The sequence below is a fragment of the Neobacillus cucumis genome (genome assembly GCF_002860255.1).
Lineage (GTDB): Bacteria > Bacillota > Bacilli > Bacillales > Cytobacillaceae > Neobacillus > Neobacillus cucumis_A.
In genome coordinates this window covers 56,472-78,329 of sequence record NZ_PGVE01000012.1, presented here as the reverse complement: position 1 = coordinate 78,329, position 21,858 = coordinate 56,472, and the positions used below count along the sequence as shown (strand labels likewise).

Genomic DNA, 21,858 nt, shown 5'->3' with positions numbered 1-21,858 from the left:
ATTGGCGGGCAGCCAACCTCTTTTTAATTTAATTCTTGGGTATATTTTTTCATTACATCCAATTTCATTGAGCCAGTATATTTACTTTGAATAATCCCTTTACTGTTTATGAAATATGTCGTAGGGATGGATAAAATTTGGTACGCTTCATTTACCTTGTCCTCTGCATCTAGAAGGATTGGAAAGGTTATTTTATTTTCGTTTACAAATCCCTGCACATCTAATTGAGGATCGATATTAACAGCTAAAATAACCGTATCATTCCCCAATTGTTTAGAAAACTGTTCCATTTCGGGCATTTCTGCTTTACAAGGCGGGCACCATGTTGCCCAAAAATTAAGCATCACTTTTTTCCCTCTTAAGTCCGAAAGTTTAACGGTGTCTCCGGTTAACGTTTTGAGTGTAAAATCAGGTGCAGTTGCTCCAATTGAAAGTCCTTCTTTTGCTGCCGATGCTTCTGTCGCGGTCTTCGGCGCATCAGTCTTCTTATCCATCGCTTGGACAATAGCAACAGTCAGTAAACTTACCAGTACTACAGCAGCAATTACCTTTTTAATCATCCGGGAACCTCCTTTGTATCATCTTCTGCTATAATGATTTTACACTATAAACTCAGTTGAAACAAAATTACTATATGCCAAAGCTGTGACAAATTTAATTAAAATTTTAAATATATGTTCCAAACATTCTATTTGATCACATGAAAAAACAATATCGTATTTACTTTCCCTCTCCAACAGGTAATACGACGTTAAATGTTGTGCCTTCTTTCTCCTTACTACTTACATGGATAGTACCATCATGCATACGGATAATCGTTTCAACAATTGATAATCCAAGACCAGTCCCTTCAACGGATCTGGTTCGTGCAATATCAGCGCGGTAAAAACGATCAAACATCCTATCTAATTCGGTGCTCTTTAAGCCGATTCCTGTATCAGTAAAGGTTACAAAGACAGACTCCTCGTTTTTCTCTATGGATATTTCAATACTTCCATTTGGATAATTATATTTGATGGCATTGGATAAAAGGTTATCCCATACCGTATTTAATAATGAAGGATCACCATTCATTTCAATATCTGGCAGTGAGTAACTAAGCATAAGGTCTTTCTCACTTATTGCCCATTGAAAATTTCGTACTAATTCTTTTAACTGCTGACCCAGATTAATTGACTTTTCCTTGAGTAAGTCCTCATTTCGGTCTAATAATGCAAGAAGTAATAATTGTTTTGTTAACGTAGATAGGCGTGTAATTTCTCCCTTAATAATCGAAATAAATTGCGATCTTTCTTCATTACTTAATGTTTTGTTTTCTAAAAGGTTCGTGTATCCTTTGATACTTGACAGAGGCGACTGGATATCATGAGAAATATTTGAAATAAATTCTTTTCTCACTTCATCTATTTGCTCTAATTTATGTGCCATTCGTAAAAAACTATTTGATAGTTGTTCTAACTCATCATGACGATTAATATCAAGTTTTACATTAAAAATCCCATTAGAAAGGGACTTTGTTGCCCGAGTTAAATCAGAAATGGGTTTCACTAAATATTTTGCACTAATGACTACCATCACAATACTTAAAGCGATTGATAGGCCTATAATCCATCCAAATAAAATGTGCATTTCACCGAATAGGAGATTAATATCTGGCCGGATAAAAAGGGCAAAGCTTTGTCCATTGTGATTCAAAGGGACGCCAACCGTATTCCTTAATTCATTGGCAAAAAAACCTGTTACAAAAGTTTCTTTAGGAAAATGAAGAATACCATGAAAAAGGTCCCCATTTAAGACATGCTTGGTCGTTGAATCAGGTATACTCCTATTCCTAAATGCTTCGCCAAAAAAAGTTCCATTCCCTTGCTGATCAACTAAATATATTTGGTACCCAACAGCAGAAATGCTTTCTAAATACTCGGTTAGGTTATTTGCAGGATGCCCTTCAACATATACAGCAATATTTAGTGCGATTTTTGTGATTTTTTGGTCATTATATGGCTTTAATTGATATTGATAATAGGTATTGGAAATAATAAAAGAGAATATAAAACTAAATAACATGATTCCAATGGTCGTAACAATAAATTTCCCATATAGTGATCTCATTTCCGCTGGACCTCTAGAAGGTATCCAACCCCACGAATGGTTTTTATCCGAAAATCATCTGTCAATATGGAAAAGCGATCCCTTAATCTTTTCACATGGACGTCAACTGTGCGTTCATCTCCTCCAAAATCTCCTCCCCAAATCTGCTCAATTAATTGATTCCTGGTAAACACTTGCATCATGAGTAACAATTAGAGTAGCTATATTGAACGTTTTAGTTAATTTTAAGATTAATGACATAATATCTTTTGACCTTTTGGAATCTAAACTTGCAGTTGGTTCATCTGCAAAGAAAACCTTAGGTTTATGGATGATGGCACGGGCAATGGCAACCCTCTGTTTCTCCCCTCCTGATAAGAGGGAAGGATACGCATCTTTTCGATGGGCCATATCTACTAATAGTAATGTTTTATTTACTTCAATCTTTTGTTGCTTTTTATTTAATTTAGATTCAGATACATCAAGCATAAGCATTAGCTGTTCTTCTACGGTAAGAAAAGGAATGAGATGGGCAAATTGAAATACAAACCCAAAACTACTTGCTCGGATTTTTCGGACTTGTGTTGGGCTCATGTCCAGTAAATTTTTTTCCTCAAATATCACTTGCCCTTCTGATGCCGATTGAAGTCCTGCTGCAATAGACAGGAGAGTACTTTTACCGGAACCTGATGCTCCAACTAATGCTGTAATTTCCCCTTCTTCAAGGGAAAGGTTAATTCCTTTTAGTATGTCTTCTCTTACTTCACCATTAGTAAATGTTTTCCTGAGTTCTTCAATTTTAAATATGCTCATGTTAAGCTTCTCCTTGCTGTATAGCATGTAATGGTTCAACTTTTTTAATTTGAATACCTGAAGCCGTAGCCCCAATAAATCCGATTTTCAGATATCCCATTTGCATGGAAAATGCTACAGCACCTTTTCGTTTACTTACTATGGAGTCCTGCAGATTTTTAGCAATTTTTGAAAGGCTAGGTGTATGATCTGCTTCTTTATTTATATAAAAATATCCATTTGGCATATCTTTAATTAATGCGGCATTATCCTGTGATAAACCACTAGCCAATCCTGAAATAATAAATGTTAAAAAACTTATCAAAAAAACGATTGAACCTAAAATGATAAATCTAACCTTATTTTTTTCATCTCTTTCCAAGCAATTATCATCCTTAACACTCCTCTAATCTTATTGATATCTATAGCATAAATTTGTTTTTTGAACAGCAGATGAACAGAAAATTACATTTAAAGTCCCAGAAATGAAAAGACCATCAAAAATTTGATGGTCTTTTAAAAGCAGTAACGTAGATCTTAACTATTAAGATTTCTTTTTTCTTTCAACAGCTGGTTAAATTCTTGGTCTAAAGCAGAATATTTGGGATCCTTAGGATCCAACATTGATAATTGTCCTAAAATTTGTGCAATCTTATTTTCAATAATAAGTAATGCTTCTTCTCTATTATTTACAGGCTTTATATTCTGATTCAAAAATTCTTCTGGTGTCTTTTCAACCCGTTTGACCTGTTGGTTTTCAAAGACGAGGATGCGGTCACAAAGTTTATTTAGAAAATAATAATCATGTGAAACAGTGATGATTGTTCCTGTAAACTCAGATAATGTCTTTTCAAGCTGCTCTCTGCTTTGCAGGTCTAAATGATTGGTTGGTTCATCGAGAATAAGAACATCGTATTCTTTCATCAATAAATCAGTTAATTTAACTCTTGTACGTTCCCCGAGGCTTAATGTGTCAATCGGTTTCATGATATGTTGTTCCTTCAGGCCTAAGTTTGCTAGTAATGTTCTTGCTCTAAGGATGTCTTGTCTGCTGGTAAATCCTAGAACTTCAAGAGCTGTTTTGTTTGCAGGTAAATCGTTCACATCTTGACTGAGATAAGCTGCTTTGAGCGAATCACTTTTCCAGATGTCACCCTCATAGCGAGTCTCTTCCCCTAAAATCATTTTGATTAAAGTGGTTTTCCCACAGCCGTTATCACCTAATAGGCCAATCCGCTCACCATGATTAATATAAAACTGCGTTCCTTTAAAAAGAGTACGATTCCCTAACACCATTCTCAGATTCTTTGCCTCTATAATACGTTTTCCTCTTTTTCCACTTGTATCAAATTGAAATTTAACGGTGCTCTCTTCCCTTGGCTTTTCTATTCTATGTTTGGACAATTCATTTTCCAAGCGTTTCATTTTTGATTTTATTTGGCTGTCACGTTTTTTGGCTTTTGCCCGATGATATTCCTTAATACCAAATTGTCTTTTCGAAGGACCTGGGCTTTTTTTGGTTGAATCCCGGTGGGCTTTTTCAGACCAAGATTTTAATTGCTGCATTTGTGATTCCACTGTTTCAATCTGTCGCTGTTGTACCTGATAGGCATGCTGTTGATTTTCGATTCTTCTTTGTTTTTCTAATAGATAATCACTATAGTTACCATTGTAAAAATGTATTTTGCTAGTTTCTAATTCAAAAATCTGATTTACCGTTTGGTCTAGGAAATGGCGGTCATGTGAAATGATTAATACAGGTCCCTCAAATTTTTTCAATTCCTCCACCAGCCAGTTGATTCCTTTAAAATCTAAATGATTGGTTGGTTCATCGAGTATTAAAAAATCAGGCTTTGATGACCAAATGTTAGATAGCGCAAGTTTCAGTTTTTCTCCGCCGCTTAAATGCAACATCCTCTGATCATTCCACTCATATGCTTTATTAAGTCCTAACTCTTTGGTAAATTGGTATAACTCCTCTCCAAAATCGGAGCTGAATTCACTATTCTCATAATCAATCGACTGTGATAAGTAGCCAATTTTTATCTGATTAGTCAACTCAATGGTCCCATGATCAGGATTTAGTTTGCCAAGCAGAAGTTTAGCAAGGGTTGTTTTCCCAGAGCCATTACAACCAACAAGGCCAACTCTATCGCCATTTTTTATCTCAAATTGAATATTTTCAAGGATTTTCCTAAGTTGAAAGCTTTTATTTAAATTTTTAACTTTTAGTACGATTTTTTTATTTGTATGCATAAAAAAACTCCCTTCATTTTGAACCTGAAAGAGAGTTTTTATGTCTTCTAATGTTTAAATACTAATAAAATTCAGCAGCAAATAAACCTATATAGGTTTTGTGCAGTATTAGGTATAAACGATCAGGACATAAAAAAGGACAGACTAATCCAATTCTTCAGGTTCTACATTTTCGTTATTCGAATAATGTGCTGAAAAATAAGATTATAACTTCATGCGCCCTTTGTTCATTCCTTTACGTTTGATAGTTCTATTTTATTTAAAAAGAGCTAAAGTTGTCAATCATTTACATAAAAAAACACCATGCCTTATAGACATGGTGTTAAGTATATTACTTAGAAAATAGTTTAGCTACAGTGCCTAGGCGCTTTCGCTTTCTAATTAACCTTGTAATTTTTCACGAAGAACCATTTGCAGGATTCCACCGTGACGGTAGTAATCAATTTCAACTTCAGAGTCAAAGCGTACAAGAACTTCAAATTCTTTCTTGTTGCCAGCTTCGTCAGTAGCTGTCACTTTTACAAGATCACGAGGCTTTACATTTTCATCTACTTGAACTTCGAACGTTTCTTTACCGGTTAAACCTAGTTGTTCAGCACTGTCACCATCTTTGAATTGAAGTGGAAGTACGCCCATTAACACTAGGTTTGAACGGTGGATACGCTCAAAGCTTTCAGCAAGAACCGTTTTAATACCAAGAAGGTTTGTACCTTTTGCAGCCCAGTCACGTGAAGAGCCCATTCCGTAGTCCTTACCAGCAAGAACCATTAGTCCAGTACCATCTGCTTTGTACTGCATGCAAGCATCATAGATAGATGTAACTTCGCCAGTTGGCCAGTAAGTTGTGAAGCCGCCTTCTGTACCTGGTGCAATTTGGTTACGAATCCGGATGTTTGCGAATGTTCCGCGCATCATTACTTCATGGTTACCACGGCGGGAACCATAAGAGTTAAAGTCACGAGGCTCAACGCCTTTTTCTAATAAATACTTACCAGCTGGAGTATTTTTGCCGATCGCTCCTGCAGGTGAGATGTGATCAGTTGTAACTGAATCACCGAACTTACCAACAATACGAAGACCTGTCAAAGGTTCTACTGTGCCTGGTTCAGGTGATAAGCCTTCAAAGAATGGCGGGTTAGCAATGTAAGTAGAATTTTCATCCCATGTATATAATGGTTCATTGCTTGTTTTGATTTGGTTCCAGCGCTCGTTATCACCGAACACATTCTCGTATTCTTTACGGAATAATTCTGGTGTAACGGTGCGTTTTACAACATCGTTTACTTCAGCAGTTGATGGCCAAATATCCTTAAAGAATACATCGTTACCATCTTTATCTTTACCGATTGCTTCAGTAGCAAAGTCGATGTTTACAGTACCAGCAAGGGCGTAAGCAACAACTAATGGTGGTGAAGCAAGGTAGTTAGCTTTTACAAGCGGGTGAATACGTCCTTCGAAGTTACGGTTACCTGAAAGAACAGAGGTAACTAAAAGATCGTTTTCCGCAATTGTTTTTTCAATTTCTTCTTTTAATGGACCGGAGTTACCGATACATGTTGTACAACCATAACCTACAAGGTTAAAGCCAATTTGTTCAAGGAATGGTAGTAAGCCAGAGTCACGAAGGTAACCTGTTACAACCTTTGAACCTGGTGCTAAAGAAGTTTTAACGAATTTAGGAACTTCCATTCCTAATTCAACGGCTTTTTTCGCAACAAGTCCTGCACCAACTAGAACATATGGGTTAGATGTATTTGTACAACTTGTAATAGAAGCGATGGCAACTGCACCAGTTTTAATAGTGGCTTCATCGCCATTATTAAATTTAACCACTGCAGACTTTTCAAGCTCATCCGCTTGTAAGCCGAAGCCTTGGTTTCCTTGTGGAGCTGAAACTGCTTTTACGAATTCACCTTTCATTTTTGAAAGAGGAATTAAATCTTGTGGACGTTTTGGTCCAGAAAGATTGGCTTCGATTTCCGCAAGATCGATTTCAATGACATCTGTATACACAGGTTCAAATGAAGGATCAAAGAATAAACCGTTTGCTTTGCAGTATTCTTCTACAACTTTAATTTGCTCTTCGTCACGGCCAGTTAAGCGCATGTAAGCAAGTGACTCATCGTCAATAGCGAAGAATCCGCAAGTTGCACCGTATTCAGGTGCCATGTTAGCAATAGTTGCACGGTCAGCTAGTGGTAATGAAGACACACCAGGTCCGAAATACTCAACGAATTTACCAACCACACCATGTTTACGTAATACTTGAGTTACTTTTAAAGCAAGGTCAGTAGCTGTTGCACCATTTGGAAGCTCTCCAGTTAATTTAACACCGATAACCTCTGGTACTGGGAAGTAAGAAGGCTGTCCAAGCATTCCAGCTTCTGCTTCAATACCGCCAACACCCCAGCCTAGTACGCCAAGACCGTTGATCATAGTTGTATGAGAGTCAGTTCCTACTAAAGTATCAGGATATGTTTCTAATTCTCCATCCACCTCTGCAACGTGAACCACATCAGCCAAGTATTCAAGGTTTACTTGGTGAACAATCCCTGTTGCAGGTGGTACTGCACGATAGTTGTTAAATGATTTTTGTGCCCAGCTTAAGAATTGGTAACGTTCAGCGTTACGTTCGAATTCGTAGTCCATGTTGATTCTTAATGAATCAGATGAACCGTAGGCATCAACTTGAACGGAGTGGTCGATAACAAGATCGACTGTCTTTTCTGGATTAATTTTATCTGGATCCCCACCAAGGTCAGCCATTGCTTTTCTTAAGGAAGCAAGGTCAACAACCGCTGGTACACCAGTAAAGTCTTGAAGGATAACACGCGCTGGCTTAAATGGAACGTCCACTTCTTTTAGCTCAGCAGTTCCCCATTTTGCTAAGTTTTCAACATGCTCTTTTGCGATTACGCGGCCATCATATTGGCGAAGTACAGATTCAAGTAATACTTTTACAGAGTAAGGCAATTTAGTTACATTGCCGATACCTGCTTCTTCCAATGCGCTTAAACGGTAGTAGTGGTAACGTTTACCGTTAGCCTCGAAGGAAGAACGGGCGTTAAATACATCGTTTTTTACCATGTGTAATTCCCCCTGTTCGTTGTCATACTTAATAAATTTAGGAAAAAGTTTTGAAAGTTTGAATTTTCTCATTCATCTTCACTTTTCTCACAATTCTTATCTTAATACAACCTATTACATAAGTAAATAACAAGAAAGTTATTGTGATTGATAAGTTTTTCTTATTGATTTTTATGTATTTTGTTCAGAATATTTTGTTAAATCTCAACTATACACAAGTGAATTTAGAATTTTAGAAAAATACACTTTCGTTATTATTATCGCAAAAAACTTTTATTTTGTCATTATTTAAGTGAAGGAGGAAATATTAAATGACAGGAGGTGATTGGAATGGCAAAACGTAAGTCTAATCATGTAATCCCAGGTATGAATGCAGCAAAAGGTCAAGGGGTTGGAGCAGGATTTAATGAAGAGTTGGCAAGTGAGCAAGAATTAACTGCAAAGGAAAGAATGAACAATAAGAAACGGAAAAAAAATCAGTAAATACAAATAGCGGAAGCGCCTTTGATTTAGAGAAAAAAAGTAGTTCATTTTATCCTAGGCGCGGCAAAAAAGCAGGAGGATCTCCTCCTGCTTTTTTAGTCTTCTTGATTAACTTCGGCCACCATTGATTGAAGGTCTTGTTGAAAACGTTCTAATTGAGCTCTCTGGTGTTCGGAAGCTACCTCTAAGGCATTTTCAATCTGCTGGTAGGCTTCGTTTACTTCATCCTTTAAATGCTTCAGCTGATGACCGTAGCTGGCGCTGTCACTTACAATCGTCTCATACAGTCCTTGAGCATTTTCATATCCCTGCTGTGCTGCTTGGAATGCTTGTTGTTTGTCCTTGTTGTAAGGATATTTTTGCATGTCTCAAATTCACTCCTTCATTTTATATACCGTTAAATTGCACAGAACAATAAATTTTATTCAGCATAAAAAGTCATATTGACTGCATCCTAATAGATAGGAGGGATGAAATATGGTAAACAAAAATGATGGAAAAGATATGCGTAGAAATGCTCCAAAACAATCAGGCCAGCCGTTACCGATGAGTGGTTCTAAGAAAGTTAAGAACCGTAATCATTCACGTAACAATCACAATGCTGGACATGATATGTAAATAAAATACGGACGCGCTTTTTTATAAAAAATGAGCGCGTCCGTTTTGATGGAGTATTAAAGATGAATATTAACTAATGAATATTAACTAATGCATCTATCAAAATTTCTTCTTCTTCCAAGGACACCGTTCTAAGGTCAATAATAAATTCTTCTTTTTGAATACGGGCAACAATCGCAGGTTTCGTTTCTGTTCGTAATCTCCTGCCAATTTGCTCTGCTGTTAAAGACTTATGCTTTAGGGCAATAACCATGGCAGGGAGGAATATATCCGGCATCGTTCCCCCGCCTACTTGACTGGAATCTTGAAAAATAGCGGCTTGAAAATGACTCGTTTTTTGTAATAATTTTGTAACGAATAATTGTGCTCTTTCGTCTAATTGATGAATAGAAACTAATAAATCACGAATTGTTGGAATATTTTTCATTGCAGTTTCCCCAAGGGCATAATCAATCAAGGTTCCTTCAAGAGCGGCCAATGTCATTTTATCTACCCGTACCACTCTTGCCAATTGGTGTTTTTTCAATTCATCAATAATTGCTTTCTTTCCAGCGATAATCCCTGCTTGAGGTCCTCCCAGGAGCTTATCACCACTAAACGTAACAACATCTGCCCCCAGATCGATGATTTCTTTTACAACTGGCTCTTCACCAATACCATGTTTTCTAAAGTCATACAGAGCACCGCTGCCAAGATCCTCATAAAAGATGACCCCCTCTTGCTGTTTGGCTAACTGTACGAGTTCGTCCGTTTCCACGGATTTTGTAAAACCAATTACCTTGAAATTACTGGTGTGAACTTTCATGATGATGGAGGTTTCTTTAGACAATGCTTTTTCATAATCATAAAGATGAGTTTTATTTGTCGTACCCACTTCTTTAAGAATGGCACCGCTTTCTTCCATAATCGATGAGATGCGGAAGGAACCGCCAATTTCAACAAGCTGTCCACGGGAAACGATGACTTCTCGATCTTTAGCAAGTGCTCTTAATATTAGATATACAGCAGAAGCGTTGTTGTTGACGACCATTGCCGCTTCTGCGCCTGTAATTTCTCGTAAAAGTGCTTCGACATGTGAATGGCGTGAGCCCCGCTCCCCTTCAGTTAGCTTATATTCAAGATTGGAGTAATTTCGAGCGGTTTCTACAACATGAGTGATGGCTTTCTCACTAAGTCTCGCCCTGCCAAGGTTCGTATGTAAGATGGTCCCTGTCGCATTAATCACTCTTTCTAATGTATAGGAATATTGTTTTTGAATGTTCTCGTCAAGTGATTGAAATAGATCAATAATAAATTTATTTGTACCAGGGATGGCACCTTGATAATTTCCTTTTAAAATAGAATGTCTAATTTGATCGAGTACTTCTTTTAGATGTTTTGTCAGCTGTGAATAATCAAGTTGACTGGCATAATGAAGTTTAAGAAAACTTTCATGGTTTTGCAGCTCATGGATGGCCGGTAACGAACGTAACCATTCTTTCACAATAAAAAACTCCTTCTTTAACCTAACCATAGGCTGTTTTGACTTTTCCTTTGATACGCGTGCAATTAAGGCTCCCGCCTTCGCTTTTTCGGAGCGTGTCCGGCGGCAAAATTTCTTTTCCTATTATATCATAACCGGTTCACATTTTAAGACCGGTGAGAATAAAATGAACGAGCAAGGGGGATTTATAATGAAGAAAAAACATCCACAAAATCAAGCTTTTGACTTTGCCTTAGTAGAAAAGTGGCTGGAAACCTATTTTCTAGATCCTCTAACATCCTATTACGACCAAACACAGTTTCAAATTGACCTGTTCGAGACCGATCATGAGTGGATTGTTGAAGCGATATTAAATGATTATGAGATATCTGATATACGAGTATTTATCGAAGAAAAGAAACTAACGATTACGGCAATAAAACACCCCCCTTCCCGAACACATCATAAACGGTCACGTTCAATAGAGTTTCCGTTTTATATCAAAGAACAGGATATAACCGCTTCTTTTACTAATGGGGTATTAGAGGTTTTTATCTCTAAAACGAAAAAAGGGTCAGGGAAAAATAGATATATTACTTTACCTTAGTTTTAAGGTGAATTTTTTTCACGACAGGTTAACATAATATAATTATGTAATTGAAAAAGGCCCTCGTTTTTTGAGGGCTTTTGTTATTTGGTCTTGATAATATCAATCATTTCTTCTGTTTCAGGGAATTCCCCTGTTTCTTGCTTGGAATAGATTTTCTCCCCATTAACAGCGACTTCAAAAACGCCGCCTGAACTAGGAATCAATTCTAATTTAGTGATGTCCCGATTGAAATGGGTTAATAACTCTTCCGCGAAACTCGCGGCTTTTGGTGCGTAGTTTCATTGCATACAAAATTCTACAACAACATGGTAGTTTTTCACACCCTCACCCCCCTATTTTTCGAGTTTCCTATATCAGGATAGTAGAAATATTTTATCGTATCCCCTTTCATTCTGCAAATGTTCTGCATGATTCGTGCGGATTTGCACGGAAAGAGGTATACTATGATAATGGAGGTGGACATGTTGAGTGAACAAGAAAAAATTCGCTTAACCTCTTTTTCAACAAAAGCTGGTTGAGGCTGCAAAATTGGTCCTGAGGACCTGGCGCAAGTTTTGCGTCAATTACCGAAACAAGAACCTGTCCCTGAATTAATTGTAGGGCTTGATACATCCGATGATGCTGGGGTATATAAATTAACAGACTCCATTGCTCTGATACAAACAGTAGACTACTTTACTCCGATAGTCGACGACCCTTATATGTTTGGGCAAATTACCGCAGCTAATGCGTTAAGTGATGTGTATGCCATGGGCGGTCAACCAAAAACGGTTATGAATATTGTCGGCTTTCCTATTAAAAAGCTTGGGGCTGAAATGCTATCTGAAATACTTCGTGGGGCGGCTGATAAAGTAAAAGAAGCTGGGGCGATAACAGTAGGCGGTCATTCAATTGATGATCAAGAGCCAAAGTTTGGTTTGTCTGTCACGGGTATTGTTCATCCGGATAAGGTATGGAAGAATGTCGGCGCCAAACCGGGTGATGTGTTAGTATTAACCAAACCGATTGGGGTTGGTATTCTGACAACAGGTATTAAACGAAGTGCTGTAACTGCTGAGCAAGAGCAGCTGGTTACTGAAACCATGGCTATGCTCAATAAAACGGCTGCAGAAGTTTTAAGCAATTATCACCCGCACTCAGTCACTGATGTGACCGGCTTCGGATTGCTGGGGCATGGAAGTGAAATGGCGCGTGGTAGTGATGTAAGCTTTGAGCTATCTTTTAGTCAAGTTCCAATACTTGACGGAGCTGTTGAGTTAGCTGAAAAAGGCGTTGTGCCTGGTGGGTCAAAATCTAATCATAAATGGATTAGTGATGATACGGTTTATGAGGATATTTCTACTGAGGAGCAGCTTGTTTTATGTGATGCCATTACTTCAGGCGGTTTGCTTGTTTCAATCAGTGAAGAGGAAGCTAAAAGTTATGTAGAACAGCTGCATGCTAGAGGAATTGCTCAAGCGGCTATAGTAGGCAGCGTGACAGAGAAACAAGAAAAGCTAATTTATGTTAAAAGATAAACAGCGGAGCGTTTGCTTCGCTGTTTCTTTTCTAATTACTTTTTCTTTTTGATGTTCTCTATCATATCCTTCGTCATTCGATCTAAATCATATGCCCACGTAAAGCCCCATTCTTCCATAGCTGCACTAGCATCTATCGCATTGGGCCAGCTGTCGGCAATACTCTGCCGAACGGGATCTACATTATATGAAATCTCAAAACCAGGGATGTACCTAGCGATACTAGCCGCAATATCTTCGGGAGCTACACTCATTGCTGTGACATTAAAGGAATTGCGATGTTTGAACTTTAATGTATCCGCTTCCATCAAATCGATGATGGCGTTCAAGGCATCCGGCATGTACATCATGTCCAGATAGGTCCCTTTATCAATATAAGAAGTGTATTTTCCGTTTTTAACTGCTTCATAAAAGATTTCAACAGCATAGTCCGTTGTCCCTCCGCCTGGAAGGCAAACATTTGAGATTAAGCCGGGGAAACGTAATCCGCGCGTATCAACTCCATATTTATAAAAATAATAGTCGGCAAGCAATTCTCCGGCCACTTTATTGACCCCATACATTGTTGTTGGGCGCATAATTGTATCCTGTGGAGTATGGTTTTTAGGTGTTGACGGCCCGAAAGCGCCAATTGAGCTAGGGGTGAAAAATTGGGCCTTGAGTTCCCTCGCAGTTTCAAGAGCATTCATCAGCCCGCCCATATTCAAATGCCATGCAAAGACAGGTTTCGCTTCAGCTGTAGCAGAAAGTATGGCAGCTAAATGCATAATCGTATCAACCTTATACTTTTTGGCTGTCTCCATCATCCTGTTGAAATCAGTCACATCAACCGTTTCAAAAGGACCACTCTGAGCCGCTTCACTATTATCCTTTTTTATATCTGTAGCAATGACCTGATTCTCTCCGTAGACCTCTCTTAACTTTAATGTTAGCTCCGATCCAATCTGCCCTAATGCACCTGTGATTAAAATTCGCTTCATTGTGGTTTCTCCGTCCTCTTCACTAATGCTGATCTCTGTTTATATTTATGGATACGCTCCCTGATTGTACAGAGTGTCTATATGAACATTTAAATGACGCCCATTTCCTTGCCGACTTTTTTATAGATGGCAATCGCTTGATCAAGCATTTCTTTCGTATGGGCGGCTGTTGGCATATTTCGGACACGTCCAGTCCCTTGTGGTACGGTTGGGAACACAATTGCCTTTGCATAAACTCCTTCTTCATTAAGGCGTTTACTGAATTGCTGTGTAAGGCCTTCGTCTCCGATTATACATGGTGTAATAGGAGTCTCACTATGGCCGATATTAAACCCTAAATGTTTTAATTCCTTTTTAAGGTAATGCCCATTTTCCCATAGTTTCTTGTTAAGGTCAGAGCTCTCCATCAGAATTTCAATCGACCGTTTACTTGCAGCCACATCTGCTGGAGTTAATGAGGTGGAAAAAAGAAACGGGCGGCTCCGTACCTTTAACCAGTCAATCAGATTTTTCTTGCCGGCTACATAACCGCCCACAACGCCAATTGCTTTCGATAAGGTACCGATTTGAAAATCAATTTTATCTGAGAGCCCGAAATGCTTAACGGTTCCTGCACCTTCCCCAAGGACACCGGATCCATGAGCATCATCTACATAGGTGATTAAATCAAATTCTTCAGCAATCTTAACAATCTCCGGTAATCGCGCAATATCACCGTCCATTGAAAAAACGCCGTCCGTAATCACCATGATTTTGTTATACAGGCCAGATTCTTTGGCTTCTTGGGCTCTAGCACGTAAATCTTCCATATCGGAGTGCTTAAATCGGATGATTTTCGCCTTTGAGAGCCTGCAGCCATCAATAATGGAGGCGTGATTTAATTCATCTGAAAGTATGGCATCATTTCCATCCATGACAGCGGAAATAGCCGCCATATTACAATTGAACCCTGATTGGTAAGCAATAGCTGCCTCCGTATGCTTAAATTCAGCCAATTTCTTTTCTAGCTCGTCATGTAGTTTTAGCGTTCCGTTAATGGTACGAACAGCCCCTGCTCCGACTCCGTATTTATCAATCGCGTCCCTGGCCGCTTCTTTTAATCTTTTATCTGTTGCTAAACCTAAATAATTGTTAGAAGACAGATTAATTAATTCCTTACCATTGATACGAATAATGGGTCCATTTGGCCCCTCAAGTGGATCGATGACATTGTACAATCCTTTTTCCTTTAATTCTTCGAGATTTACCTTTAAAAAGGATTCTAAAATCGTGCTGGACATAAAATATTCCCCCTTATGAGTTGAAGAAAAAAAACAATTGTCCTCATGGAATGGACATAGAGAATCAGTTGAAATGTTGGTATGTAAGGGCTTTCTAATGTATACTTTATCATATATTTATATTTTTGTTCACTGCAAATGGACAATTTTATCTAACTTTTATTGGTACTAAGGATATTGCCTACAATATCTTATTCCTATAGTTGAATGAAATCATTTCTAATTTACAACTTTTTCGTTATAATACCTTTATATAATGTACACCGGCTTCATAGAAAGGATGTCTATCTTGTCAGTCATATCTTCATCCCTTTATTACCTTCTTATCGGTGCAGTGTTTATCTATATTTTTATTTATGCTTATGATTTCTTTTACGGTGAAAAACCAGAAAAACAAATAAAAAAGATACATAAACACTTTCGGAAAGAAACCATCGAAAAAATTGATCAATTAGAGATTGAACCGCGTAAATACACTTTGTATCAGGTCACCACAGAAAATGGCAAAAAAAAGGTGAAGGTAAAACCGGGTTATAAAATGGTGAATATCGTACCAAAAAAGGATCCTCATAAGAAGAAGCAGAAAAAAGGAACCGTATAATCATTCGGTTCCTTTTTTTAGTAGGTTTTCCTATTTAACACCCACATTGGTTATTTTGCCTGCAAAGCTATTAATCTTTTGAAGTGCTTCTTTATATTCTATTTCTAAGCGGTTGATAATATCGGCAGCGGATTCAATCCGGTCAATGACCCCCACCCCATGACCAGCAGACCAAATATCCTTCCAAGCCTTGGCGTTCGAATCCTTTTGCATATGATCGAAGTTCACTTGATCTTTCTTTACCAATTTATCAGGATCAAGTCCAGCTTTTTTGATACTAGGAATAAGCATATTTGCCCTCACCCCGGAGAAAGCATCCGTTAGGATTAAATCCTCCTGCGTTGCATCCACGAGCATGCTTCTGTAATCATCATTTGCCATACTTTCAGTTGCCGCGATAAAACGCGTCCCCATATAGGCAAGGTCGGCACCTGCGGCTTGAGCGGCTAAGATTCCTTTACCAGTTGAAATGGAACCGGCAAGAATGATAATGCCATCCCAAAATGAACGCACCATATCAACAAAGGCAAAACTATTGATTTGACCGGCATGCCCGCCTGCGCCGCTTGCTACAAGAATTAGACCGTCGGCCCCCGCTTCCGCAGCCTTTTTTGCAAATTTCAAATCGCTTACATCTGAAAAAACAAGTCCACCATATTCATGAACGATTTCGACCACATGCTTCGGACTTCCTAAGGAGGTAATCACTAATTGCGGCTTATACTTCTTTATTAAATCTAGTTCATCCTGCAGGCGGCTGTATGAACTATGTACTACCATGTTCATTGCCCATGGAGCAATCTTCCTATCAGGGTCTTTTTCTCTAGCCTCTCGAAGCTCATTATTTAACTGTTCCATCCATTGGTCTAAAACCTCGATGGGTCTCGCGTTTGGTGCAGGAAATGAGCCAATTACACCATTTAAACAGCACGTTTTAACAAGCTCCGTCCCGGAGACTAAAAACATCGGTGCAGAAATAACTGGTAATCGCAGCTGACTCCACCAGCTTTCAGGAATTGTCTTTTTCAAAAAAGCCCCTCCTTAGCGTTAGAATTTTCTGACTAAACATCTGTAATTTTATAGTAATCGAAAATGAATGACTATTCAATCATTGTTTTACTTATGGTGATAAATGCCCTAAAGTGGTTATAATTGACGAATAATAAGAAAAATTATTTAATGAATGTTCGTTTTTTACTGAAAAAGGATTGATTTCCTCTATTATCGTGCTATAATATGATTCATAAAGAATATAGTTTTCGCTCATATAATCGCGGGGATATGGCCCGCAAGTTTCTACCAGATTGCCGTTAACAATCTGACTATGAGTGGGTAATGTATTTGCCTAAGTGCTTTTTCTATTTATTATGGAAACGGAAAAGCCCAATGTTCATTGCCTCACTCAACTAATGTGTGGGCAATGAACATTGGGCTTTTTTTATTTTTCAAGGGGGATCTTTTACTATGAGATTACTAGAGGAAAAAATTATTTCGGAAGGAAGGGTACTTTCTGATCAGGTATTAAAAGTAGATTCGTTTCTCAACCATCAAATTGACCCTTCACTTATGAATGAAATTGGAAAAGAGTTTGCGGCACGATTTGTCAATGAAGGAATAACAAAAATCGTGACGATTGAATCTTCAGGTATCGCTCCTGCGATCATGGCTGGATTATATATGAACATTCCTGTTGTTTTCGCAAGAAAAAGAAAATCTTTAACTCTTACAGATGACTTATTAACTGCATCTGTCCATTCGTTTACAAAAAATGAAACAAACGAAATATCAATCGCTAAAAAGTATCTGGATTCAAACGATCGCGTCCTAATTATTGATGATTTCCTCGCAAATGGACAAGCCGCTCTTGGATTAGTTGAGATTGTCCAGCAAAGCGGTGCTCAGGTGATGGGAATCGGTATTGTGATTGAAAAGTCTTTTCAAAAGGGAACAGAAAAACTAAAGGAACTTGGGTTAAGGGTGGAATCATTAGCAAGGATTGCTTCCCTAACAAACGGAGAAGTTCAATTTATCAATGATAAAGTGGAGGAATTAGTCTAATGAAACAAAGTCCATGGAAAACAGCTTCTTTAGGAATTCAACACGTATTAGCAATGTACGCTGGTGCTGTCATCGTCCCGCTAATTATCGGTGGAGCCCTTCATTTTTCTAGTAAACAATTAGCTTATTTAGTATCGCTTGATATTTTAACAAGCGGGATCGCTACCCTGCTTCAGGTATGGCAAAATCGTTATTTTGGCATAGGTCTTCCGATTGTTCTCGGTTGTACATTTACAGCAGTTGGACCAATCATTGCCATCGGCGGACAGTATGGCTTGTCAGCGATCTATGGTTCGATATTAATATCAGGAATAATAGTTATACTAATTGCATCATTTTTTGGAAAGCTTGTCCGCTTCTTCCCGCCTGTTGTAACGGGTTCTGTCGTAACAATCATTGGACTCACCCTTATTCCTGTTGCAATGAATAACGTTGCAGGTGGCCAAGGAAGCCCTGATTTTGGTTCAGTCACAAATCTTTGCCTTGCTTTTGGTACGTTATTGTTTATCATCGTTCTCTATCGATTCTTTAAAGGCTTCATTCGTTCGATCTCTATTTTACTTGGATTGATTGCGGGTACCCTTGCCGCTGCCCTTTTAGGAAAGGTAAACTTTTCTGCAGTTGGTGAAGCATCATGGTTCCATATGGTTACTCCATTACACTTTGCTGTACCAACGTTTGAACTAGCACCAATTATTACAATGACATTAGTAGCGATTGTTAGTTTGATAGAATCATCTGGTGTATATTTTGCCTTAAGTGATATTACAGGCAGGAAATTAACTGAGCAGGATTTGGTAAAAGGATATCGCGCGGAAGGCCTTGCAAGTGTAATTGGCGCTCTTTTTAACTCTTTCCCTTATACTACTTACTCACAAAATGTTGGATTAGTTCAGTTTTCCGGAGTTAAGTCGAAGAATGTAATTTTCACAATGGCGGGAATCTTAATTTTCCTTGGATTTGTTCCTAAAATTGCTGCATTAACAACGGTCATCCCAACATCCGTCCTTGGCGGTGCAATGGTTGCAATGTTCGGAATGGTAATTGCCTCTGGAATTAAAATGCTAAGTAAAGTAGATTTTTCTTCTCAAGAAAACCTTTTAATTATTGCCTGCTCGGTTGCAGTCGGTCTTGGGGTTACAGCAGTACCTAATTTATTTGATGCCCTGCCAGAAAGTGTTAAAATTCTAACCAACAACGGAATTGTTGCCGGAAGTTTAACAGCGATTTTATTAAATATTATCTTTCATGTCGCGAAACCAAAGGAACAGACAACGACTAATACCAAACAGAGTGTGGCATAACATCAATATAAGGTATGGTGATTTTCACCATACCTCTTTTTTAAGTCAAAAAGCCATGCCAGTATGAAACAATTTTGTACTTTGGGTGCTTTTCCATAATTCAAATATATTTCCAAGCCATATACCTTTTAAATACTTAATAATTCACAGAGGTTTTAAATTGTTAATCTACAAATTCCCAAGAATTTGTGCTATCTTATCAAAAAAATTAGGTTATTTACATAATGTATGTTACAATTGGTCTACCATTTGATTTACTTTTTGTTTTCATGTGCCCTACTCATTTTGTGAGTGGGGTTTTTCTTTTGTTTATTTAATTAATAGCTCTGTTGTAACTGAATGCTGATTTCATTGTGTTTGAAAAATAAACGGTAAAATTCCGTTTAAGTTGGGAAATATCCATATTTCCTTAAAAATAAAGGAAGTTTTTTCGTTTATATTATCGAAATCTTTGGATTTTGTTTTATTTAGAGTAGTTAATCGGAATATCTACGCTTATATCTGCTTCTTAAGCTTCCTCTATAACATTAGCCGGAAATTCTTCGCCTATGAATTCTCATACCTACAAGAAAATCAACAATGAATAATAACAGATCCTAAATAAAAAAACAGACTCTAAAATAGAGTCCGTTTTAATTTGATGGCATATTAAGCTTTACGAACGTTAGAAGCTTGTGGTCCACGTTGACCTTGTTCAACGTCAAAAGTAACAGCTTGACCTTCATCTAAAGATTTGAAACCTTCGCCTTGGATTGCTGAGAAGTGAACGAATACATCGTCTCCGCCTTCGCGCTCGATGAATCCGAAACCTTTTTCTGCATTAAACCATTTTACTTTACCATTTTCCATTGTGTTTCCTCCTGCTGTGTGCTTCGCACACAATATGGTACTATCCTTGCACTCAGTGATCATCAAGACGAAAAGTTTAATCTTATACTATCCTTTACACCGAACAAAAATAATTCTTCTTAATCTTAGCATTTATCAACATAAATTGCAAGGACTCAAGTGATAAATCCACTACTTACTTATCTTAAATAAGTTTCTCATCTTAAGAAAAAAGAACAGAGCCAATCAATTAATGCATAAAAGCACTTAAAAACTAAAAAAATCAGACGGGGTTATGTTTAACTCCGTCTGATTGTATTTAGAATTCCAGATAAATCAATTTCACTTAAAGAATTACTTCCACTGCTTGTTGTAGTGGATTCTCCCTGATTACCTGAACCTGATCCTGAGATTGTCTTTGTGATAGATATCGGAGCAATTGTGACCGCGCCGCCAAAGTTTACAATTCCCCCTGAAATGGTGCCGATGGTAATTCCATCTTGATTGTATGCCGCCATACAAACACTCCTTCCCTCCTTTTTTCTATTATATGTACAAGTTGTATAGCATGTTTAAACGTCTTCATCAATCCTAATGAAAAATTAGATTAACTGTTGAAAATTTATCCCACACATTTGGAGATCGAACTTTATTTAATGATGTTTCTTTTCATTACTTGCAGAATAAAGGAACTGTTGTGTTAGTATGCCACGAACCTGATTTCTACGAAGATTGGGTAACAAAAGTTTGTAATGTCGAAGAATGGTCACAAATGACAGTTTAAGATAGTATTACTCGACCTCTGCCTAAAAGCAGAGGTTTTAATTTATAAAGTTAGATAATAAAAATAATTTTTGGTTTATCTATCTATATAATCTATTAGTTATTATAGAATAAATAGATTAAATGAATTTATTCGATTAATGACTTTCTTTATACTGAAATAGGCATAAGAATATTATTACTATGAGGTGCGGAAATTTATGAAGAAATGGTTATCTGTGTTATTATTAGCTATGCTCGTCTTTTCACTAGCTGCATGCGTCAGCCAACAAGATGATAAAGCTAGCGAATCAAAAAAAGAAACGACTAATACAAAGGAAGTTTTCAAAATTGGTGCGATACCTGACCAAAATGCGGCCGATCTTGATAAAGGGATGACGGCAGTAGCAAAATATCTTAGTGAAAAAACTGGGATGAAGGTAGAATTTGTTCCATCTGTTGACTATGCTGCACTTGTAACAGGATTCCAACGTGGAGAAATTCATATGGCATGGTTCGGCGGTTTAACTAGTGTCCAAGCGGTTAACCTTGTACCAGGTGCTGAAAGCTTCGCGCAAAGACCTAGAGATGCTGAATTCCACTCTGTATTCATTACTCAACCGAATTCAGGAATTACAAAGCTGGAGGATTTAAAAGGTAAATCCTTTACTTTTGGAAGCGAAAGCTCGACTTCAGGACATTTAATGCCACGTTATTTCCTAACAGAAGCTGGAATCGACCCTAATAAGGACTTTGATGGAAAACCAAACTTCTCTGGCTCACATGATACTACCTATAAATTAGTAGAATCTGGTGCGTTCAAAGCCGGCGCCTTAAACGAAGCCGTTTGGGAAGCTGCTGTAAAAGAAGGAAAAGTAGATTCCAATAAAGTGAAGGTATTCTATACTACTCCTGCTTTCTTTGACTATAACTGGACGATCAATAGCAATGTTGATGATGTCTTCGGAGACGGCGCTAAGAAAAAGGTAGAAGATGCGATTCTCTCAATTACAACAAATCAAAAAGAGATTACTGACTTCTTCCAAACAGATAAATTTATCGAAACAAAAAATGATAATTACAAAAAGATCCAAAAGGTAGCAAAAGAATTAAACATCATTAAGTAGTAGGT

The 21,858-nt window shown here is 37.7% G+C and carries 21 protein-coding genes, 2 pseudogenes and 1 riboswitch; of the genes and pseudogenes, 8 read left to right on the top strand and 15 right to left on the bottom strand.

The window, feature by feature from the left end; translation table 11 throughout:
- Positions 1–23 precede the first annotated feature (23 nt).
- The 7 genes and pseudogenes from CVD27_RS01285 to acnA all read right to left on the bottom strand — a co-directional run bounded on the left by CVD27_RS01285 (position 24) and on the right by acnA (position 8,223).
- On the bottom strand, positions 24–560 hold the full coding sequence (locus CVD27_RS01285; protein ID WP_101646087.1) for a peroxiredoxin family protein: 537 nt from the start codon (positions 558–560) through the stop codon (positions 24–26).
- Positions 561–720: 160 nt separating this feature from the next.
- Positions 721–2,109, bottom strand: a complete 1,389-nt coding sequence (locus CVD27_RS01280) for a sensor histidine kinase (RefSeq protein WP_101646086.1) — start codon at positions 2,107–2,109, stop codon at positions 721–723.
- A pseudogene (locus CVD27_RS01275) lies at positions 2,106–2,288 on the bottom strand (helix-turn-helix domain-containing protein); the annotation flags it as partial. The gene CVD27_RS01280 and the pseudogene CVD27_RS01275, both read right to left, overlap by 4 nt.
- Positions 2,257–2,901, bottom strand: coding sequence for an ABC transporter ATP-binding protein (locus CVD27_RS01270; protein WP_101646084.1), 645 nt, complete (start codon positions 2,899–2,901; stop codon positions 2,257–2,259). The pseudogene CVD27_RS01275 and the gene CVD27_RS01270, both read right to left, overlap by 32 nt.
- Before the next feature lie 88 nt (positions 2,902–2,989).
- Positions 2,990–3,273 (bottom strand): annotated as a pseudogene (locus tag CVD27_RS01265) (ABC transporter permease); the annotation flags it as partial.
- 144 nt (positions 3,274–3,417) lie between these two features.
- Positions 3,418–5,136 carry a ribosomal protection-like ABC-F family protein gene (abc-f, locus tag CVD27_RS01260; RefSeq protein WP_101646083.1) on the bottom strand — a complete coding sequence of 573 codons (1,719 nt, stop codon included), beginning with the start codon at positions 5,134–5,136 and terminating at the stop codon, positions 3,418–3,420.
- Positions 5,137–5,517: 381 nt separating this feature from the next.
- Entirely contained in the window at positions 5,518–8,223 is a 2,706-nt protein-coding gene (gene acnA, locus CVD27_RS01255) for an aconitate hydratase AcnA (RefSeq protein ID WP_101646082.1), read from the bottom strand.
- A gap of 330 nt (positions 8,224–8,553) precedes the next feature.
- Between acnA and sspO the strand changes: the two genes are divergently transcribed.
- Positions 8,554–8,706 carry a small acid-soluble spore protein O gene (gene sspO, locus CVD27_RS01250; protein WP_101646081.1) on the top strand — a complete coding sequence of 51 codons (153 nt, stop codon included), beginning with the start codon at positions 8,554–8,556 and terminating at the stop codon, positions 8,704–8,706.
- A gap of 95 nt (positions 8,707–8,801) precedes the next feature.
- On the opposite strand, the gene CVD27_RS01245 is transcribed toward sspO, so the two are convergent.
- Positions 8,802–9,071: a hypothetical protein gene (locus CVD27_RS01245; RefSeq protein WP_101646080.1), complete on the bottom strand. Its 270-nt coding sequence runs from the start codon at positions 9,069–9,071 to the stop codon at positions 8,802–8,804.
- A gap of 112 nt (positions 9,072–9,183) precedes the next feature.
- On the opposite strand from CVD27_RS01245, the gene CVD27_RS01240 reads away from it, so the two are divergent.
- Complete coding sequence (locus tag CVD27_RS01240; RefSeq protein ID WP_101646079.1) at positions 9,184–9,324, top strand: small acid-soluble spore protein P; 141 nt, start codon at positions 9,184–9,186, stop codon at positions 9,322–9,324.
- A 73-nt stretch (positions 9,325–9,397) separates the two neighbouring features.
- Here CVD27_RS01240 and selA read toward each other — a convergent pair whose 3' ends face one another.
- On the bottom strand, positions 9,398–10,807 hold the full coding sequence (gene selA / locus CVD27_RS01235) for an L-seryl-tRNA(Sec) selenium transferase (RefSeq protein WP_101646078.1): 1,410 nt from the start codon (positions 10,805–10,807) through the stop codon (positions 9,398–9,400).
- A 190-nt stretch (positions 10,808–10,997) separates the two neighbouring features.
- Here selA and CVD27_RS01230 point away from each other — a divergent pair, with 190 nt between their 5' ends.
- The gene (locus tag CVD27_RS01230; protein ID WP_180960113.1) at positions 10,998–11,393 is read left to right on the top strand and encodes an Hsp20/alpha crystallin family protein; all 396 of its coding nucleotides are present in this window, start codon (positions 10,998–11,000) and stop codon (positions 11,391–11,393) included.
- An 83-nt stretch (positions 11,394–11,476) separates the two neighbouring features.
- Here CVD27_RS01230 and CVD27_RS27845 read toward each other — a convergent pair whose 3' ends face one another.
- Positions 11,477–11,683, bottom strand: a complete 207-nt coding sequence (locus CVD27_RS27845) for an Rdx family protein (RefSeq protein WP_374703031.1) — start codon at positions 11,681–11,683, stop codon at positions 11,477–11,479.
- Between the two features lie 174 nt (positions 11,684–11,857).
- On the opposite strand from CVD27_RS27845, the gene selD reads away from it, so the two are divergent.
- Positions 11,858–12,913: a selenide, water dikinase SelD gene (selD, locus tag CVD27_RS01220; RefSeq protein WP_374703027.1), complete on the top strand. Its 1,056-nt coding sequence runs from the start codon at positions 11,858–11,860 to the stop codon at positions 12,911–12,913.
- A 35-nt stretch (positions 12,914–12,948) separates the two neighbouring features.
- Here the strand turns inward: selD and CVD27_RS01215 are convergent, their stop codons facing one another.
- The gene (locus tag CVD27_RS01215; protein ID WP_101646076.1) at positions 12,949–13,893 is read right to left on the bottom strand and encodes an L-threonine 3-dehydrogenase; all 945 of its coding nucleotides are present in this window, start codon (positions 13,891–13,893) and stop codon (positions 12,949–12,951) included.
- Between the two features lie 89 nt (positions 13,894–13,982).
- Positions 13,983–15,173, bottom strand: coding sequence for a glycine C-acetyltransferase (locus tag CVD27_RS01210; RefSeq protein WP_101646075.1), 1,191 nt, complete (start codon positions 15,171–15,173; stop codon positions 13,983–13,985).
- A 289-nt stretch (positions 15,174–15,462) separates the two neighbouring features.
- Here CVD27_RS01210 and CVD27_RS01205 point away from each other — a divergent pair, with 289 nt between their 5' ends.
- A complete protein-coding gene (locus CVD27_RS01205; protein ID WP_101646074.1) occupies positions 15,463–15,774 on the top strand; it encodes a hypothetical protein in 312 nt (103 codons plus the stop codon).
- Between the two features lie 30 nt (positions 15,775–15,804).
- On the opposite strand, the gene CVD27_RS01200 is transcribed toward CVD27_RS01205, so the two are convergent.
- Positions 15,805–16,803, bottom strand: coding sequence for an NAD(P)H-dependent flavin oxidoreductase (locus CVD27_RS01200; protein WP_308301704.1), 999 nt, complete (start codon positions 16,801–16,803; stop codon positions 15,805–15,807).
- Between the two features lie 214 nt (positions 16,804–17,017).
- Positions 17,018–17,119: riboswitch (purine riboswitch) on the top strand.
- 119 nt (positions 17,120–17,238) lie between these two features.
- Between CVD27_RS01200 and CVD27_RS01195 the strand changes: the two genes are divergently transcribed.
- Entirely contained in the window at positions 17,239–17,832 is a 594-nt protein-coding gene (locus tag CVD27_RS01195) for a xanthine phosphoribosyltransferase (RefSeq protein WP_101646073.1), read from the top strand.
- The gene (locus tag CVD27_RS01190) at positions 17,832–19,136 is read left to right on the top strand and encodes a nucleobase:cation symporter-2 family protein (RefSeq protein ID WP_101646072.1); all 1,305 of its coding nucleotides are present in this window, start codon (positions 17,832–17,834) and stop codon (positions 19,134–19,136) included. The genes CVD27_RS01195 and CVD27_RS01190 overlap by 1 nt, the downstream gene beginning before the upstream one ends.
- 648 nt (positions 19,137–19,784) lie before the next feature.
- Here CVD27_RS01190 and CVD27_RS01185 read toward each other — a convergent pair.
- The gene (locus CVD27_RS01185; protein ID WP_101646071.1) at positions 19,785–19,985 is read right to left on the bottom strand and encodes a cold-shock protein; all 201 of its coding nucleotides are present in this window, start codon (positions 19,983–19,985) and stop codon (positions 19,785–19,787) included.
- A 278-nt stretch (positions 19,986–20,263) separates the two neighbouring features.
- The gene (locus CVD27_RS01180; protein WP_101646070.1) at positions 20,264–20,482 is read right to left on the bottom strand and encodes a spore germination protein; all 219 of its coding nucleotides are present in this window, start codon (positions 20,480–20,482) and stop codon (positions 20,264–20,266) included.
- Positions 20,483–20,947: 465 nt separating this feature from the next.
- Between CVD27_RS01180 and CVD27_RS01175 the strand changes: the two genes are divergently transcribed.
- Positions 20,948–21,853 carry a putative selenate ABC transporter substrate-binding protein gene (locus CVD27_RS01175; RefSeq protein ID WP_101646069.1) on the top strand — a complete coding sequence of 302 codons (906 nt, stop codon included), beginning with the start codon at positions 20,948–20,950 and terminating at the stop codon, positions 21,851–21,853.
- The last annotated feature ends 5 nt before the right edge of the window (positions 21,854–21,858 follow it).